Source organism: Halobacillus dabanensis (genome assembly GCF_900114165.1).
Classification (GTDB): domain Bacteria; phylum Bacillota; class Bacilli; order Bacillales; family Halobacillaceae; genus Halobacillus; species Halobacillus dabanensis.
In genome coordinates, this window is sequence record NZ_FOSB01000004.1 from 244,093 (window position 1) to 257,820 (window position 13,728).

22 protein-coding genes are annotated in these 13,728 nt (G+C 39.2%); 11 read left to right on the forward strand and 11 right to left on the reverse strand.

Annotated elements, in window-relative coordinates; translation table 11 throughout:
* Nucleotides 1-129: 129 nt before the first annotated feature.
* Nucleotides 130-966 carry a manganese catalase gene (locus tag BMZ58_RS08910; protein ID WP_075036197.1) on the reverse strand — a complete coding sequence of 279 codons (837 nt, stop codon included), beginning with the start codon at nucleotides 964-966 and terminating at the stop codon, nucleotides 130-132.
* Between the two features lie 260 nt (nucleotides 967-1,226).
* Here BMZ58_RS08910 and BMZ58_RS08915 point away from each other — a divergent pair, with 260 nt between their 5' ends.
* Nucleotides 1,227-1,919, forward strand: a complete 693-nt coding sequence (locus tag BMZ58_RS08915) for a DUF421 domain-containing protein (RefSeq protein ID WP_075036198.1) — start codon at nucleotides 1,227-1,229, stop codon at nucleotides 1,917-1,919.
* Between the two features lie 89 nt (nucleotides 1,920-2,008).
* Entirely contained in the window at nucleotides 2,009-2,509 is a 501-nt protein-coding gene (locus BMZ58_RS08920) for a DUF3231 family protein (protein ID WP_075036199.1), read from the forward strand.
* 246 nt (nucleotides 2,510-2,755) lie between these two features.
* On the opposite strand, the gene BMZ58_RS21075 is transcribed toward BMZ58_RS08920, so the two are convergent.
* The 7 genes from BMZ58_RS21075 to BMZ58_RS08950 all read right to left on the reverse strand — a co-directional run bounded on the left by BMZ58_RS21075 (nucleotide 2,756) and on the right by BMZ58_RS08950 (nucleotide 5,601).
* A complete protein-coding gene (locus BMZ58_RS21075) occupies nucleotides 2,756-2,911 on the reverse strand; it encodes a hypothetical protein (protein WP_167360055.1) in 156 nt (51 codons plus the stop codon).
* Between the two features lie 20 nt (nucleotides 2,912-2,931).
* Entirely contained in the window at nucleotides 2,932-3,237 is a 306-nt protein-coding gene (locus BMZ58_RS08925; RefSeq protein WP_075036200.1) for a spore coat protein, read from the reverse strand.
* A 12-nt stretch (nucleotides 3,238-3,249) separates the two neighbouring features.
* Entirely contained in the window at nucleotides 3,250-3,453 is a 204-nt protein-coding gene (locus BMZ58_RS08930) for a hypothetical protein (protein WP_075036201.1), read from the reverse strand.
* 14 nt (nucleotides 3,454-3,467) lie between these two features.
* On the reverse strand, nucleotides 3,468-4,313 hold the full coding sequence (locus tag BMZ58_RS08935; protein WP_075036303.1) for a manganese catalase: 846 nt from the start codon (nucleotides 4,311-4,313) through the stop codon (nucleotides 3,468-3,470).
* An 80-nt stretch (nucleotides 4,314-4,393) separates the two neighbouring features.
* The gene (locus tag BMZ58_RS08940) at nucleotides 4,394-4,576 is read right to left on the reverse strand and encodes a YjzC family protein (protein WP_075036202.1); all 183 of its coding nucleotides are present in this window, start codon (nucleotides 4,574-4,576) and stop codon (nucleotides 4,394-4,396) included.
* A gap of 76 nt (nucleotides 4,577-4,652) precedes the next feature.
* Complete coding sequence (locus BMZ58_RS08945; protein WP_075036203.1) at nucleotides 4,653-5,105, reverse strand: general stress protein; 453 nt, start codon at nucleotides 5,103-5,105, stop codon at nucleotides 4,653-4,655.
* Between the two features lie 220 nt (nucleotides 5,106-5,325).
* Nucleotides 5,326-5,601 (reverse strand): general stress protein, encoded by a 276-nt coding sequence (locus BMZ58_RS08950; RefSeq protein WP_075036204.1) that lies wholly within the window; start codon nucleotides 5,599-5,601, stop codon nucleotides 5,326-5,328.
* Between the two features lie 221 nt (nucleotides 5,602-5,822).
* Here BMZ58_RS08950 and BMZ58_RS08955 point away from each other — a divergent pair, with 221 nt between their 5' ends.
* Entirely contained in the window at nucleotides 5,823-6,200 is a 378-nt protein-coding gene (locus BMZ58_RS08955) for a YndM family protein (protein WP_075036205.1), read from the forward strand.
* A 193-nt stretch (nucleotides 6,201-6,393) separates the two neighbouring features.
* Nucleotides 6,394-7,311, forward strand: coding sequence for a DMT family transporter (locus BMZ58_RS08960; protein WP_075036206.1), 918 nt, complete (start codon nucleotides 6,394-6,396; stop codon nucleotides 7,309-7,311).
* Between the two features lie 27 nt (nucleotides 7,312-7,338).
* Here BMZ58_RS08960 and BMZ58_RS08965 read toward each other — a convergent pair whose 3' ends face one another.
* Together BMZ58_RS08965 and BMZ58_RS08970 are read right to left on the reverse strand one after the other, a co-directional pair.
* Nucleotides 7,339-8,076 carry a YqjF family protein gene (locus BMZ58_RS08965; RefSeq protein WP_075036207.1) on the reverse strand — a complete coding sequence of 246 codons (738 nt, stop codon included), beginning with the start codon at nucleotides 8,074-8,076 and terminating at the stop codon, nucleotides 7,339-7,341.
* A gap of 64 nt (nucleotides 8,077-8,140) precedes the next feature.
* Nucleotides 8,141-8,563, reverse strand: a complete 423-nt coding sequence (locus tag BMZ58_RS08970; RefSeq protein WP_075036208.1) for a CBS domain-containing protein — start codon at nucleotides 8,561-8,563, stop codon at nucleotides 8,141-8,143.
* Between the two features lie 298 nt (nucleotides 8,564-8,861).
* Between BMZ58_RS08970 and BMZ58_RS21595 the strand changes: the two genes are divergently transcribed.
* The 5 genes from BMZ58_RS21595 to BMZ58_RS08990 all read left to right on the forward strand — a co-directional run bounded on the left by BMZ58_RS21595 (nucleotide 8,862) and on the right by BMZ58_RS08990 (nucleotide 11,859).
* The gene (locus tag BMZ58_RS21595) at nucleotides 8,862-8,990 is read left to right on the forward strand and encodes a hypothetical protein (RefSeq protein WP_279626123.1); all 129 of its coding nucleotides are present in this window, start codon (nucleotides 8,862-8,864) and stop codon (nucleotides 8,988-8,990) included.
* An 88-nt stretch (nucleotides 8,991-9,078) separates the two neighbouring features.
* Nucleotides 9,079-9,630 carry a spore coat protein gene (locus tag BMZ58_RS08975; RefSeq protein WP_075036304.1) on the forward strand — a complete coding sequence of 184 codons (552 nt, stop codon included), beginning with the start codon at nucleotides 9,079-9,081 and terminating at the stop codon, nucleotides 9,628-9,630.
* A 148-nt stretch (nucleotides 9,631-9,778) separates the two neighbouring features.
* Nucleotides 9,779-10,780, forward strand: a complete 1,002-nt coding sequence (locus BMZ58_RS08980; RefSeq protein ID WP_075036209.1) for a DUF3231 family protein — start codon at nucleotides 9,779-9,781, stop codon at nucleotides 10,778-10,780.
* Between the two features lie 361 nt (nucleotides 10,781-11,141).
* Nucleotides 11,142-11,603 carry a general stress protein gene (locus BMZ58_RS08985; protein ID WP_075036210.1) on the forward strand — a complete coding sequence of 154 codons (462 nt, stop codon included), beginning with the start codon at nucleotides 11,142-11,144 and terminating at the stop codon, nucleotides 11,601-11,603.
* A gap of 76 nt (nucleotides 11,604-11,679) precedes the next feature.
* Nucleotides 11,680-11,859 (forward strand): YjzC family protein, encoded by a 180-nt coding sequence (locus BMZ58_RS08990; protein ID WP_075036305.1) that lies wholly within the window; start codon nucleotides 11,680-11,682, stop codon nucleotides 11,857-11,859.
* A gap of 143 nt (nucleotides 11,860-12,002) precedes the next feature.
* Here the strand turns inward: BMZ58_RS08990 and BMZ58_RS08995 are convergent, their stop codons facing one another.
* Nucleotides 12,003-12,200 carry a spore germination protein gene (locus BMZ58_RS08995; RefSeq protein ID WP_075036211.1) on the reverse strand — a complete coding sequence of 66 codons (198 nt, stop codon included), beginning with the start codon at nucleotides 12,198-12,200 and terminating at the stop codon, nucleotides 12,003-12,005.
* Nucleotides 12,201-12,432: 232 nt separating this feature from the next.
* Here BMZ58_RS08995 and BMZ58_RS09000 point away from each other — a divergent pair, with 232 nt between their 5' ends.
* Together BMZ58_RS09000 and BMZ58_RS09005 are read left to right on the forward strand one after the other, a co-directional pair.
* Nucleotides 12,433-12,552 carry a YjcZ family sporulation protein gene (locus tag BMZ58_RS09000; protein ID WP_075036212.1) on the forward strand — a complete coding sequence of 40 codons (120 nt, stop codon included), beginning with the start codon at nucleotides 12,433-12,435 and terminating at the stop codon, nucleotides 12,550-12,552.
* Nucleotides 12,553-12,874: 322 nt separating this feature from the next.
* Nucleotides 12,875-13,708 carry an MBL fold metallo-hydrolase gene (locus tag BMZ58_RS09005; protein WP_075036306.1) on the forward strand — a complete coding sequence of 278 codons (834 nt, stop codon included), beginning with the start codon at nucleotides 12,875-12,877 and terminating at the stop codon, nucleotides 13,706-13,708.
* Nucleotides 13,709-13,728 lie beyond the last annotated feature (20 nt).

Genomic DNA, 13,728 nt, shown 5'->3' on the forward strand with positions numbered 1-13,728 from the left:
GTCCCATCCTATATACCTGGGGTGTTTATCGCTTTAATTGTTATGCAAGATCAAAGATATCCATAACCCAACTTACCCTCTATGAAACTAAGATAATGAATGAATTTTAATCACAACCCTCGTGAATATTCAATATTTCTTAGTTGGAGGAGTATCATACACATCCTCTGGAGCAGGCAGAAGTTTGGCAGGGCCGCCATATGGTCCCGGATTAGATATATATCTGAATTGCCCTCTTCCATCAGGGGCTATACCTTGAGCCCAAGGGCCATTAGCATCCGCTTCTCCCCGTGAAGTGTTATAGAAGTCATAGGCAACTGCCTGTTTCTCCTTTGATCTTGGGAATGTAGTCGGAACCACAACGTCCCCGGATTTCGATTCAATTTCCCTGATCGCTTGAATCCATTGGTTTTGATGAGCTGTGTCCCTAGCTAACAAAAAGCTTAATGTATCTTTAACACAGGGATCATCCGTTAACTCATATAGCCGTGCTACCTGGAGTCTGCCTTGGGATTCGGCTGTTAAATTTGCTCTAAAATCCGCTAATAAATTCCCACTGGATATGATATAATCAGCCGTCCAACGGTTCCCTACACTATCTGCAGGCATAGCTCCTAACCCCGAAACGATCGCATGCTGCGGATTCATCCCTCCCATAATTGCAGCTATAGCTGGGTCTGATTGATAGGCACTTTCTTGTTGTTCAAGGGATGTATTATCTAACAGCCGCGCAATTAGTGTAGCAAGAATTTCCACGTGTGCAATTTCCTCTGTACCAATATCCATCAATAAGTCGCGGTATTTTTTATTCCCACCTCGAACGTTCATCCCTTGAAATAAATACTGCATCATGACTGAAATCTCTCCCCACTGACCTCCCAATACTTCTTGCAACTGCTTAGCAAAAATCGGATCAGGCTGAGAAACCTTTGCTTCGTACTGCAATTCTTTTACATGGAAAAACATTTTATTCCCCCTCTGTACTTCAAAGTTACCATATGCCCAGATCTGCATCCTGTGCAAGAAACCATTACAAAAAAGCATTTAAAACACGAGCCTCCAAAACGATAAGGATATATATACATTTACTTTAGGAACAAATCGCTTTTGTTCCAAATATCTTTCGGTGTGTGAATGGATAATAGGTGTAATGGGACTCTAAGTAGTGACCACATGAACCCGAAAAAGTAATTCACTTTCATACTTTATTAAAGGAGTTAATTGAAATGAGCACCTCTGAGATCATATGGAGAGTTTGTTTATCATTTGTTGTACTTTTTATCTTGACAAGAATCATGGGAAGAAAAGAAATTAGTCAGATGACTTTCTTCAACTTTGTTTCTGCCATTTCGATTGGATCTATCACTGCCAACTTGGCTGTGAATGGAAACTTGAGCGTTCAAAACGGTGTCATCGCTTTAGTCTTATGGACTGTTTTCACCCTTATTGTCGCTTTTATTGATATCAAGTCAAAAAAAGCCCGGAAATTCACCACTGGCGAACCTGTAATCGTCATTAAAGAAGGAAGGATAATGGAAGACGCTCTTAGGTCTACACAGCTTGATATCGACGCTCTACGAACATTGCTACGTCAGAAAAATGTTTTCACTTTTAAGGAAGTCCAATATGCTATTTTTGAGACAAGCGGCCAACTTTCTGTATTGAAATATGAAAGCAATCAGCCCGCAACAAAAAAGGATCTCAACATTATTCCCAAAGATAATATTTATCCTTTAGCAACCGAAGTAATATCAGACGGTAAAATAAATACGAACAACTTGCAAAGGTTAGGAAAGAATGAAGATTGGCTATATCAACAGCTGCAGAATAGTGGAATTAAGGATATTAATCAAGTTTTTTATGGAGAAGTACTTCCTAATGGAACGTTGTATATTGATAAAAAGGATGATCCAACCTAATAGTTTTTTATAGAATTTCACATTAAAAGCATAATTAGGAATTTTTTTCGAATAATAGGAATGATTAATGAATAAGGAGTGATTATGGAATGGGTATTTTGAGTGGAAACCAACAGAAAGAACCACTTCATTATGGAGAAGTTTTCAGTCTCTGGAGTTACCTGGGAGCTTTAAAAGGAACAGATGCAAATTATCAGACAATGTACAACCATGCAGGAGATCATGACTTAAAAATGCTTTTAGAAGACCTTGTTCGAGGGATTAAACAAGAAAGTGAAGAAGTTGAAGGGATACTAAAAATGAATGGTGTCGTGCTACCTCCTTCTCCTCCTGAGCGCTCTGTAGCAAATTCAGAATCTATACCTGCAGGTGCAAAATTTAATGACCCTGAGATCAGTGCAGCTATTTCTATGAATATTGCTCAGGGGCTGGTGGCATGCAGCCAAGCTATTGGGCAATCTACTCGTGAAGATGTAGCCATGTTATTCGGGAAATTCCATATGAATAAAGCACAGGCTGGCGCTAAAGCATTAAGACTCAATAAAGAAAAAGGCTGGTTAATAACTCCACCTCTCCATAAGAATAATTAACCACTACAACAGACACACCTATCATACACTGGTGTGTCTTCTTTTTAAATAATAACTATTGAAGTCAATGATATGCCATCCAATTATACAAAGTACAATCTCCCATGTTTTTTGGAAAACAGTAGTTTTTCCCACAAAAAAGGCGGCTTATGGGAGAAGTTAGAATGCTTTAATATTACCATTCCAACTCGTCCATAAACCACCGCACACTTCTTCACCTATTTTTCTTCTTTTTCAGACGATTTCCTATTCGTAATCGTCAGGGTTCTTTTCGCTTTCTTTCTTGTTCTTATTCTCCACTTCCCGTTGGGGATCGATATCACGGTTGGGATCTTTCTCTTTCAATTTCTGTTCAGGGGAAATGCCGTCTCGTGTGTCTTGTTTTTCATTCTTTTCAGCCATACATATCCTCCTTTATATCTCTATTGACTGTTTGCTGGCATCTTAAGCGCTAAATCTGCCTTGTCCAGGTCATGGTTAACCTGTTCTTTCACATCATAGGCATGATATAACTCGTTATCAATCATATAAGTGGCAATCTTATGGTGGAGGTCAATCGCATCATTTAATTGTTTCTTCAGGACTTTATGAATTTCAGGGCTTGCGGTTTCTGTGATTGCTACTGAATAATTTCTAACTGCTGCTTTTGCCGAGACAAGTAAATCTGTGGCAATGACTTCATCATTAATCAAGTCTTTATTGTTGATTTTATCTAAAATTCCAGCCATGTATATCCTCCTTTATTTAGCTCCCTCAAGAATACCTTTCAACTCTTCTATCGCTTCCTGGGCAACTTTAGCATCCTCTTCCAACAACTCTTTTAGTTTGCTATCTGTTGCTAACCCCTGCATCAGGGAGGATTTGGCTGCACAGGCTGATTTCACTGTCAGCATCTCATGTACTTCCAAAATTTCATGTTGAGCATAATTGTTACTTTTAGCCATGTAAGTGCCTCCTTTTATTTAAAAATTCCACTCTTTTCTTTTTTCTTTGGTGGTGTACCGTGCATATAGGAAGGAGCTGGTTTCAACTCTTGCTTCCCACCATGTGCCTGGGGTTCTTTTACATAACCGAACTCACCTTCTCCGTCCGGGGTTTTTCCGGATGTCCAGCTCCCCTCTTTACTTTCTTCTCCCTCTGAGAAGTTAAGCAGATCATAAGAGAAATCAGTTGCTTCCCATTCTTTCGGTACGCTGGAAGGCACGGTTGTTCCGTGTTCTTCTTCTAGTTCCTTGAGGGCCGCTATCCATTGATTTTGGTGCATAGTATCCCTTGCGAGCAAGAACGAAAGCATCTCTTTTACGCCTCGATCATCTGTCATTTCATATAAACGGGCCACCTGGAGCCTTCCTTGAGATTCTGCATTTAAGTTTGCACGTAAATCTGTAATCAAGTTACCGCTCGCTACAATATAACCACCGCTCCACGGTACTCCGGTACTGTTTTCCGGCATAGCACCCAGGCCTGATACAATGGCGTGGTGAGGGTTCATACCTCCCATGATCGCTCCAATGACCGGATCCTCTGCCGCTTTCTCCTGTTCATTTACAGGGGCGTCGTCTAGCAGACGTGCGATCATAGTGGAAATCATTTCTACGTGACCCAATTCCTCTGTCCCTGTATCCATGATCAAATCTTTATAACGTTCATCTCCCCTGGCATTCCAGCCCTGGAAAAGATACTGCATCGCAACAGAGATTTCACCAAATTGCCCTCCAAGGATTTCTTGCAATTTTTTTGCATACATAGGGTCTGGGCGTTCGGGTTTCGCATGGAATTGAAGTTCTTTTCTATGGAAAAAGATAGTCAACACTCCTTCTTAGATTTATATATAGCTAGTTTGCGAGATTAAATTTGCCCCTCCTTTTAGAGAGGGGCTTGATTTTAAGATGATTTTACCCAATAAGCTGCATCATTATCTGCTGGAGATGGTGGGAATTGGTCTCCCTCACTCAGCTCGATGGTTTGCTTATTTTTACTAGAGTTACCATTGACGAGGCTGTCTACTTTATATGTGCCACTTTCTGGAGCTTTTTCACCGGTCTTGAACTGCTCTTTCTTTGCCATATAAAAACACCTCCGTTATAATAGTCGTATCAATTAAATAAAGTTACCAGCTTTATTGTGTGCGAGCGGCTGAAATTTAGTTATTGTTAGAACCATTACCTGAATTTCGGCCGCCTTTTTTACCTATTTTCTCGTAATGTTCTTCTCCGTACTTACTACTTGTAGTTTCTCCGCCTTTTTGGCCAATCTCTTCATAGAACTCCTGGTCATGTTCTTGAGCGGTAGTTTCTCCACCTTTTTGACCAATCTCTTCATAAAATTCTTGATCGTGATTCTGAGCGGTAGTTTCTCCGCCTTTTTTACCGATCTCTTCGAAGTGCTCCTGGCTATATTCATCGGCTACTTTCTCTCCGCCTTTTTTACCGATCTCTTCGAAGTGCTCCTGGCTGTATTCGTCGGCTACTTTTTCGCCGCCTTTTTGACCAATCTCTTCAAAATGCTCCTGGTCGTATTTACGGGATGTTTTTTCACCGCCTTTACGGCCAGCTTCCTCTGTAGTCATACTTCTTTTTTGATTATTTTTTGCCATGTTGATGGACCTCCTTTGCAATTTATCATGTCACATTAACTTCTATTCTCGTTTTTCACCTAAAATAAACCATTTTTCCTTAAAAAATTTATTGTTAACCCGGTTTTAATAGTTTCATCATGTAATGCTAACGGTCTTTTCATCTTTTCCATAACGCCAATAGTATTTTTAGGATTTCGTGACTCGATTTAAATTTTTCAAATAGTGGAATTATTCCAAATTAGGAATTAGGAACGGAGCCGTTTCCTGAGTTCCGGCCACCTTTTTGTCCGATGTCCTCATAATGTTCTTTCCCATATTTTTCGCTGGTGGTCTCCCCACCCTCTTGACCGATATTTCCAAAATGTTCCTGGCTATATTCGCCGGCTACTTTTTCGCCGCCTTTTTGACCAATCTCTTCAAAATGCTCCTGGTCGTATTTACGGGATATTTTTCCACCGCCTTTACGGCCAGCTTCCTCTGTAGTCATACTTCTTTTTTGATTACTTTTTGCCATCTCAAACGACCTCCTTAGCAATTTATCGTGTCACATTAAGTTCATTTCTCATTTCTCGGTAGAATAAACTGTGTTAGAACACTATGAAACATCACTCTTGTAATATCAGGAACTATCATGTAAAACTTACTTTCACGTTCTCTTTTGCTCCCTTGAAGTTTACGAAAGGAAATGTCCGGTTATAGAAACATATAACCTAATATGAAAGGGGAGTTATAACTATGGAACATGTTAAAGCTTTAGCAATCAAAAGCGTCTTAACATTGATTGTGCTTTATCTCGTTTTAGGAATTGGTTATGGGGCTTCCTTTGGAGGAGTATTGCTGCTCACACTAGTCTTGGGTGCCATATCCTATCTGTCAGGGGATCTTTTTATTCTTCCCAAAACGAACAATTTACCTGCCACAATTGCTGATCTTGGTTTAACTTTCCTCGTCGTATGGGCGGCTGCCAGTTGGTTCATGAGTATCGACGGCTCCGCATTACTTGCGGCATTAATCTCAGCAGTCATTATTGCAATAGCAGAATATGGATTTCATATTTATTTAGCTTCACATGTTTTACCGAAGAATAACCGTGTACGATCCTATGCTCACTAAAAAATATCAGCAAATAACCAGCTCCTAAAACTACAAGGGGGCTGGTTTTTTTATTCTTCTCTTCTCCTAGGTAATAAGGGAAAGGTACCCCTGTTGCTAAGAGAAAAACCCCTTTAAAAATCATTTGGAACTCTGTTTATTTAAAAATATGAGGGGTAATAAAGTTTGTACTTGATTTATTCGGGGGAGTTTGATGGAACGCACTCTGCTTGGTGCCCTGTCTTTGTCGTTAGCCGCAAGCATATGGGGAGGTATGTTTGTCGCAAGTAAATATGTGTTAGAATATATCCCTCCTTTCACTTTAATGGTTATTCGGTATTTCATCGGAAGTATTGTCCTCTTCTCTTTACTGAAATGGACGCAAAAAGACAATAGAGCAAAGACAAAGAAAGACTGGTTTCTATTACTTTGGATTGGCTTTATCGGTTATCTGGTGACTATTTCATTTCAATTTATTGGAGTAGAATTATCGAATGCCCACACAGGATCACTACTTACTGCTACCACTCCTATCTTTCTAGTATTATTCGCCAGGATAATTCTGAAAGAAAAGATTACGGCAAGAAAGGCCGCCTCACTTCTGTTAGCTATAACAGGCGTTACAATTGTGATTGAATGGGATACTGGGATGGGTGATTACTTAACGGGAAGTATTATCCTAGTTATGGCAGCCATTTCATGGGCTTTACTTTCGGTTTATGTAAAAATTGCTGCAAAAAAGTTCTCTTCATTGGAAATAACTGGATATGGTATTTTTTTTGGAATGCTTATGACTTCCCCGTTGATGGTGTGGGAATTGCAGTCAACTATTTTGCCACTGCCAAATGGGAGTATTATTGTAGGGATTGTATATCTTGGTGTGGTTTCAACAGCAGGCGGCTTTTATTTCTGGAATAAAGGTATGGAACTTATGGAAGCAGGTGTAGGGTCATTATTTTACTTTTTTCAGCCATTAGTAGGATCTTTGTTTGGTTGGCTACTATTAGGAGAATCCTTAAGCCTAAATTTTTTTATTGGCTTTGCAATCATTATGCTCAGTATTATAGTGGTGACAGTTAAGCCATTCCGAAAGCAAAGAACCCGTTACTTGCAAAATAAAAAAGCCCAATAACAAGAAGCTTCCTTAAAAAAGGAAGCTTCATTTAATGATTTTTATAGGCCAAAATAAAACACGCTTCTCAGGTGAATAATGAAAGAGCACCCTCCCCTTCCCAAGAGTTTCAAAATCAAAAGGAGTCAACTGATAGGTCTGGATGTTGGCCTCTACTTCCTGCACCTGCCAGGGCATATGGTGTATACCTACTTCCACGGTATTATTTCTGTTGGTTTTCCAGGCATAGTATCTTTCAAGCAGCCATTCATCAAGTGAACCTGACTTTGAAAAGTAAGCGGAAGAATGAGGACGGAAGGATGCCCGCAGACTAGCCTTTGATTTCCCCCAACGCTTACTTTTATAATGAATATTATTTCCTTCCCGCCACATACCCATTTGAGCATAGAAATAAGGGAGAGTCGTTACTCTTGCCCCTAAAACAGCCATCAGTTTGTTAGCATCCAAGCTAAAGAAATACAATCCCGGCAAGCCATTCTTCTTTACATATGTTCTCACATTGAGCTCTAAGTAGGAATGCAAGTAGGGGATGGATGGTGTCTTGCGGAAATGCATGTCCGTCACTTCAAATGGCAGAATTGTCACCCAAGCTTCTCCTTGATAGCAATCAACAACCATTCCTTCCGGAAGATGTGCTTGTAGCGCTTGTTTAGATACGGTGAAATGCATAAAAAGGAGGTTTTCCCACTTTTGGCTCATCACCCATGGGCCATGTGGTAAAGGAGTTTGGCGATGATCTGTTTGTTCGAGGATTTCTTCGTACATAACCTTACCTCCTAAAAAAGCGCAGTAGAAGAAAAACTTCTACTGCGCTCTCTTCTTTATCTTTTTAGTTATTTGCATAGCCTTTGGAAACTTCACGCACAATGTCACCAGCGACATCGTCGGAACCTTGGGCACCTACATCTCCAAGGGAGATAACACCTTGAATGGAATCATTTTCTACAACTAAAAGTCGTTTGATTTGATGTTCCTGCATTAAACGAGCTGCCTCTTCCGCGTCCATATCCGGATAACCCGTAATAATTTTTTCTGTCATTACATCGGAAGCTTTCACATTATCAGATGACCCTTTGGCAAGCCCTTTGACAACAATGTCACGGTCTGTAACGACCCCAACATATTTGTCACCTTCTACCAGCGGTACAAAACCTACATCCTCTTCTTTCATATGCTTGGCGACTGTGACCAAATCATCTGTAGCATTGCATGTAGCCAAATTAGTGCTCATCAGCTCATTTACTACTGTCATGGTTCCAACCACCTTTCAAGTAAAATTTTTAAATTTACTTACATTCTCCCAATTGCCATGATTTGGAGGTTGTTAAACATGAAGTTGAAAAATGATCCAAAATCCCTTGGTATAGAAAATAGAAATCATGCCTGATAATTTTGGTATCTTGGAAAAGCTTTTTCCTATATAAAAAAGATGATTTCTCTTGTAGGTATGGCTCAAAAAGACTGAGAAAATATGTATCCAATATCATTGGATCTTACTCTCCACTCTCTGTAGAGTGGAGAATTTTTCTTATAAAGGATGGATAAATTGGGTGTATATTATTAACCCATTAGTCGTTGATTACATAGAATCAACATTTTTGATTGGAGCTGGTGGCTGGGGGAGGGTCACCTTTCTATTTACGGTTTCTCTAAGCAATGATATCAACCTCTACGAATAAAAAACAATTACCGGTGGATATTAAAAGGGTTCGTAAATCCCTAAATAAGGGAAAAAATAACTTTTACTATAATAAAGGAGACGATGACATGAAACTTGCTTCACATGAATTGAACGATTTAGCCGAATTAACTATGGGGTGCTATAATACAATCGGTTGTATGGCAAGCTTTATTCAACAAGCTCAAGATCCCGAACTCAAGCAGATGCTCACTCGTCAGTTTCCCCTACATGTCGCTGATTATAATTTGAAGGTCGAGTTCTTACAAAGTCAAAGTACACCGGACATAGATAAATTTCAGCCTGATCAACAGGTACGGAAGCTTAGTGATTTTACTTCTAATGTAGGCACACCTCAGCCAGGTCAGCCAAGAACAGAAGTACAAACCCATACTGACAGAGAGATTGCGACTGCATATTTACTAAATCAGAAAGGTTCAGCTAAGAATTATGCTGTAGCTTCCGTGGAATGTGCGAATCCAGATTTAAGACATTTTCTAGAGAAAGCCTTTCTAAATAGCAACCGGCATGCTTATGAAGTATGGCAATATATGGTTCAGAAAGGATATTACCCACTGTTACCAGCTTCTGAAGAAAGCTTAAGTTCCCTCAGCTCTTTCTTCCAACCCGTTCAGCAATAGAAATAAAAGCACTATATTAGAGAGCTCCCATGCGAATTCGGGAGCTCTTGTTTTGCTGTATGTTTTATAAAAGTAACATTTAAAACCTGTATACTTTCCCTCTATAAGAGAATGATAAAGTTATCTAATCATTATGGGGGTTTTTTCCATGCAAGGTGAACATAAACCAAGGTTGACATCATCAGAATTTTCCATAGTATGGAATAGTTATCAACAAAACAGTTTTTCCATATGTATGCTCAAATACTTTTTAGCAAATGTTGATGATCAGGATGTTAAATCAGTTTTAGAATTCGCATTATTTATATCAGAAAGAAACTTTGATATAAGTCGTGAGTTGCTACAAGAGGATAATCAACCAATCCCTGTCGGTTTCACAGAGGAAGACGTATGTGAAAGCGCACCACGCTTATATTCGGATACCTTTTACCTCTACTACCTTAAAAACATGGCAAAGGTTGGTTTATCTGTTTATGGTGTAGCTTTGGCAGCCTCTGCCAAATCAGAGGTTCGGGATTTTTTAAGTCAAGCGATCCAAACCTCGACAGAACTATATAACAAAACCACAAATGTCTTATTGTCCAAAGGAATATTTATAAGAGCCCCTTTTGTGTCAACAACTGATACTATTGATTTTATTGATAAAAAGAATTATTTAGGTGGCTTTTTTAGCAATAGACCTATAAATATAATTGAGATCACCCATATACAGGCAAACAACGAAACGAACATGATTGGTAATGTTCTTTTAAAAGGTTTCGCTCAAGTGGCAAAGGATAAGAAAGTTCGTGCCTATTGCATAAGAGGTGCTGAAATAGCAAAAAAACATGTGGAAGTTTTTCAATCCATGTTAACTAAGGAGGATATTCAACCCCCAGCGGCCTCTGACCTTGAGGTAACTGATTCTACTAAATCACCATTCACAGACAAACTGATCATGTATCAAACATCATTATTAATTTCATCAAGCATATCAAATTATGCCACAGCTTCAGCAGCGAGTTTAAGAACGGATATTGCCACATCTTATGTTCGTTTAACAACAGAAAATGCTCAATATGCAAAAGACGGTGTAGAAATAATGATTAAGAACGAATGGTTAGAGCAACCACCACAAGTCACCAATCATAAGGGATTAACAAAAGGGTAAGCGTAAAACACTTGATACCCCCCTGTTTATTCATTTATAAAATGCCTCGCTCAGTGTTTAAAATCACCTAACTACATTCTGTATTTTAAAAACTTCAGGTATTAATGCATGATGGTCAACCAGTTTTCCAGGGTTGGCCACTTTCTTTCCTCCAAATATGGAAGAAGATGTTGTTGTAAAGGGGGCTGCTGTTCGCAAGGTTAAATTTACTTGTTCTAGGAACCATTGCTATCCTAGTTAAAAATAGAATCAGATAAAACTCTACTTATATTAAGAAAATATTACAATCAAAATTTATGTTTGAATTCCATTAAGCTGGTGGTACATATTAATATATCAATAAGATAGGAGGTAGATGGAAATGGCTAAAAACAATAAACAAAACAAAAACCAAACAATGACTACAGAGGAAGCAGGTCGAAAAGGCGGAAAAACTACCGCTCAAAATCACGACCAGGAATTTTATGAAGAGATCGGTCAAAAAGGCGGAGAAACTACCGCTCAAAATCATGACCAGGAATTCTATGAAGAGATCGGTCAAAAAGGCGGAGAAACTACCGCTCAAAATCATGACCAGGAATTTTATGAAGAGATCGGTCAAAAAGGCGGAGAAACTACCGCTCAAGAACATGACCAGGAATTCTATGAAGAGATTGGTAAAAAAGGCGGAGAAACTACCGCTCAAGAACATGACCAGGAATTCTATGAAGAGATTGGCCAAAAAGGCGGAGAAACTACAAGTAGTAAGTACGGAGAAGAACATTACGAGAAAATAGGTAAAAAAGGCGGCCGAAATTCAGGTAATGGTTCTAACAATAACTAAATTTCAGCCGCTCGCACAAAATAAAGCTGGTAACTTTATTTAATTGATACGACTATTATAACGGAGGTGTTTAATGATGGCAAACAAACAATTTAAAACAGGTGAAAAAGCTCCAGAATCCGGCAACTATAAAGTGGATAAACTTGTAAATGGAAATAAAACAGATGATAATACTGAAATCAGCTTGAGTGAAGGAGATCAGTTCCCACCTTCTCCTTCTGAAAACGAAGCTGCTTATTGGGTAAAATCATCTTAATAAATTTACAAAAAAGCACCCTGCCTTGGAATTATCCAAAGGCAGGGTGCTTTTTTCGATTATTACAAAACAAGTGGTAGCAATTTCTTGTTATTTTTTACTAGAGATAATATCCGCGCCCAAATATAGTCCCTAGTAATTTCCTAGTTTATATTCGGATCCGTCACTGCCTGCCCAACTCCTGTGTCTACTTCTGGAGAGATGAACGAATCATCATCTATCTCTCCATCCGCTCCTGAAATAGTGATATTACTGGGAGCAATATACAATGAATCCCCAAAGTTCACTATACCTCCACTCATACTATTGATTCTTATTCTTCCTATTATTATACAAGGCATAAAAGCCCCACCTTTTAAAAGTCTTATATGTTTACATATGCTGGTTCACTAATATTGTATAGTTAAAAAGTTTAGTTATAGTTTTTAACTTACTTTTCCTAATAACACAGAACCTCTAAAATCCATCTATCCTTTTACTCTCCTATTACTTTATGGATTTAGGAAGATATAAGCCTTTCCCTTCTTCTATTTTCTTCATAGTATAAAGTATTGTAAGAAAGGAGGTGGCATTATGGGTGCAGGATATGGAACAGGATTCGCCTTGATTGTCGTTCTGTTTATTTTGCTTATCATCGTTGGGTCATCTTACGTAGGTGGCGGCTACGGCGGTGGATTTGGCGGAGGCTACTAATATCTAAACGTCCAACCACTTTATCCTTTCTTATCTCCCTTTACGATACAGAGCGATAATATTACCCTCCCTCTGTATCGCTACATATCTATTACCTACAAATCAAAAAGAAGGGTTGTTCAAGAGATATTCTCCTTATTTATATTCGCCTCAAACACGGAAAATATAACAGTATTCCTTTTTAAAGCATGAATCACCTACTCAAAGGGAATGTTGGAATTGAGACCACCAATGGTTTCATCAAATCTACTAACTATACTACAAGAACAAAGGAGAGTGAATACTCATGAAAAAAAACAAACAGGATGGTATAAAAAATCCTATGGATAACAAACCTCTTCCACTGTTCTCTTTAACAAGTGACATGGCTTACCAGGTACTCCCTGATCTTTACTGTTACCCAAACCAGATTGTAAATATATGTTGTGTAGAAAACTCTAAAAAAGCAAACGATTGGGTGTTAGTTGACACGGGCATGCCTAAATCAGCCGACAGTATTATTAAAGCTATAGAAGAACGGTTTGGTGAAAATAGTAAACCAAAAGCGATCGTACTGACACACGGCCACTTTGATCATGTAGGAGCCGTGGTGGATTTAGTTGAAGAATGGGATGTTCCTGTGTATGCTCACGAAGCTGAACTCCCTTTTTTAACTGGGGAATCAAGTTACCCAGAACCGGATGGGTCAGTCGAAGGCGGCTTAGTGGCAAAAATGTCTCCAATGTTCCCAAATGAGCCGGTTGATTTGGGTAATCACGTGAAGCCACTTCCTTCAGATGGTACTGTTCCCCATCTTCCTGATTGGCGATGGATCCATACACCCGGGCATACCCCAGGCCATATTTCCTTATTCCGTGATGAGGACCGTGCGCTGATTGCGGGCGATGCTTTTGTCACGGTAAAACAAGAATCGCTTTATAAGGTAATCACGCAACATAAGGAAATTAACGGTCCTCCGAGGTATTTGACCACTGATTGGGAAGCAGCAAGAGATTCTGTGCAAAATCTTGAAGCGTTAAACCCATCTGTCGCGGTGACCGGCCACGGGAAGCCAGTATACGGCAAAGAGCTTTCGGACGGTTTGAAGAGGTTAGTACAAGATTTTGATCGGATAGCAATTCCAGATTATGGGCACTATGTGAATCGCAAACGTTGATTTTCTGTTACAAATGGACT

Bases quoted from the DNA above. Each gene is read 5' to 3' on its own strand.
- BMZ58_RS08910 (WP_075036197.1), bottom strand. From the start codon at position 966: ATGTTTTTCCATGTAAAAGAATTGCAGTACGAAGCAAAGGTTTCTCAG.
- BMZ58_RS08915 (WP_075036198.1), top strand. From the start codon at position 1,227: ATGAGCACCTCTGAGATCATATGGAGAGTTTGTTTATCATTTGTTGTA.
- BMZ58_RS08920 (WP_075036199.1), top strand. From the start codon at position 2,009: ATGGGTATTTTGAGTGGAAACCAACAGAAAGAACCACTTCATTATGGA.
- BMZ58_RS21075 (WP_167360055.1), bottom strand. From the start codon at position 2,911: ATGGCTGAAAAGAATGAAAAACAAGACACACGAGACGGCATTTCCCCT.
- BMZ58_RS08925 (WP_075036200.1), bottom strand. From the start codon at position 3,237: ATGGCTGGAATTTTAGATAAAATCAACAATAAAGACTTGATTAATGAT.
- BMZ58_RS08930 (WP_075036201.1), bottom strand. From the start codon at position 3,453: ATGGCTAAAAGTAACAATTATGCTCAACATGAAATTTTGGAAGTACAT.
- BMZ58_RS08940 (WP_075036202.1), bottom strand. From the start codon at position 4,576: ATGGCAAAGAAAGAGCAGTTCAAGACCGGTGAAAAAGCTCCAGAAAGT.
- BMZ58_RS08945 (WP_075036203.1), bottom strand. From the start codon at position 5,105: ATGGCAAAAAATAATCAAAAAAGAAGTATGACTACAGAGGAAGCTGGC.
- BMZ58_RS08950 (WP_075036204.1), bottom strand. From the start codon at position 5,601: ATGGCAAAAAGTAATCAAAAAAGAAGTATGACTACAGAGGAAGCTGGC.
- BMZ58_RS08955 (WP_075036205.1), top strand. From the start codon at position 5,823: ATGGAACATGTTAAAGCTTTAGCAATCAAAAGCGTCTTAACATTGATT.
- BMZ58_RS08960 (WP_075036206.1), top strand. From the start codon at position 6,394: ATGGAACGCACTCTGCTTGGTGCCCTGTCTTTGTCGTTAGCCGCAAGC.
- BMZ58_RS08965 (WP_075036207.1), bottom strand. From the start codon at position 8,076: ATGTACGAAGAAATCCTCGAACAAACAGATCATCGCCAAACTCCTTTA.
- BMZ58_RS08970 (WP_075036208.1), bottom strand. From the start codon at position 8,563: ATGACAGTAGTAAATGAGCTGATGAGCACTAATTTGGCTACATGCAAT.
- BMZ58_RS08975 (WP_075036304.1), top strand. From the start codon at position 9,079: ATGAAACTTGCTTCACATGAATTGAACGATTTAGCCGAATTAACTATG.
- BMZ58_RS08980 (WP_075036209.1), top strand. From the start codon at position 9,779: ATGCAAGGTGAACATAAACCAAGGTTGACATCATCAGAATTTTCCATA.
- BMZ58_RS08985 (WP_075036210.1), top strand. From the start codon at position 11,142: ATGGCTAAAAACAATAAACAAAACAAAAACCAAACAATGACTACAGAG.
- BMZ58_RS08990 (WP_075036305.1), top strand. From the start codon at position 11,680: ATGGCAAACAAACAATTTAAAACAGGTGAAAAAGCTCCAGAATCCGGC.
- BMZ58_RS08995 (WP_075036211.1), bottom strand. From the start codon at position 12,200: ATGCCTTGTATAATAATAGGAAGAATAAGAATCAATAGTATGAGTGGA.
- BMZ58_RS09000 (WP_075036212.1), top strand. From the start codon at position 12,433: ATGGGTGCAGGATATGGAACAGGATTCGCCTTGATTGTCGTTCTGTTT.
- BMZ58_RS09005 (WP_075036306.1), top strand. From the start codon at position 12,875: ATGGATAACAAACCTCTTCCACTGTTCTCTTTAACAAGTGACATGGCT.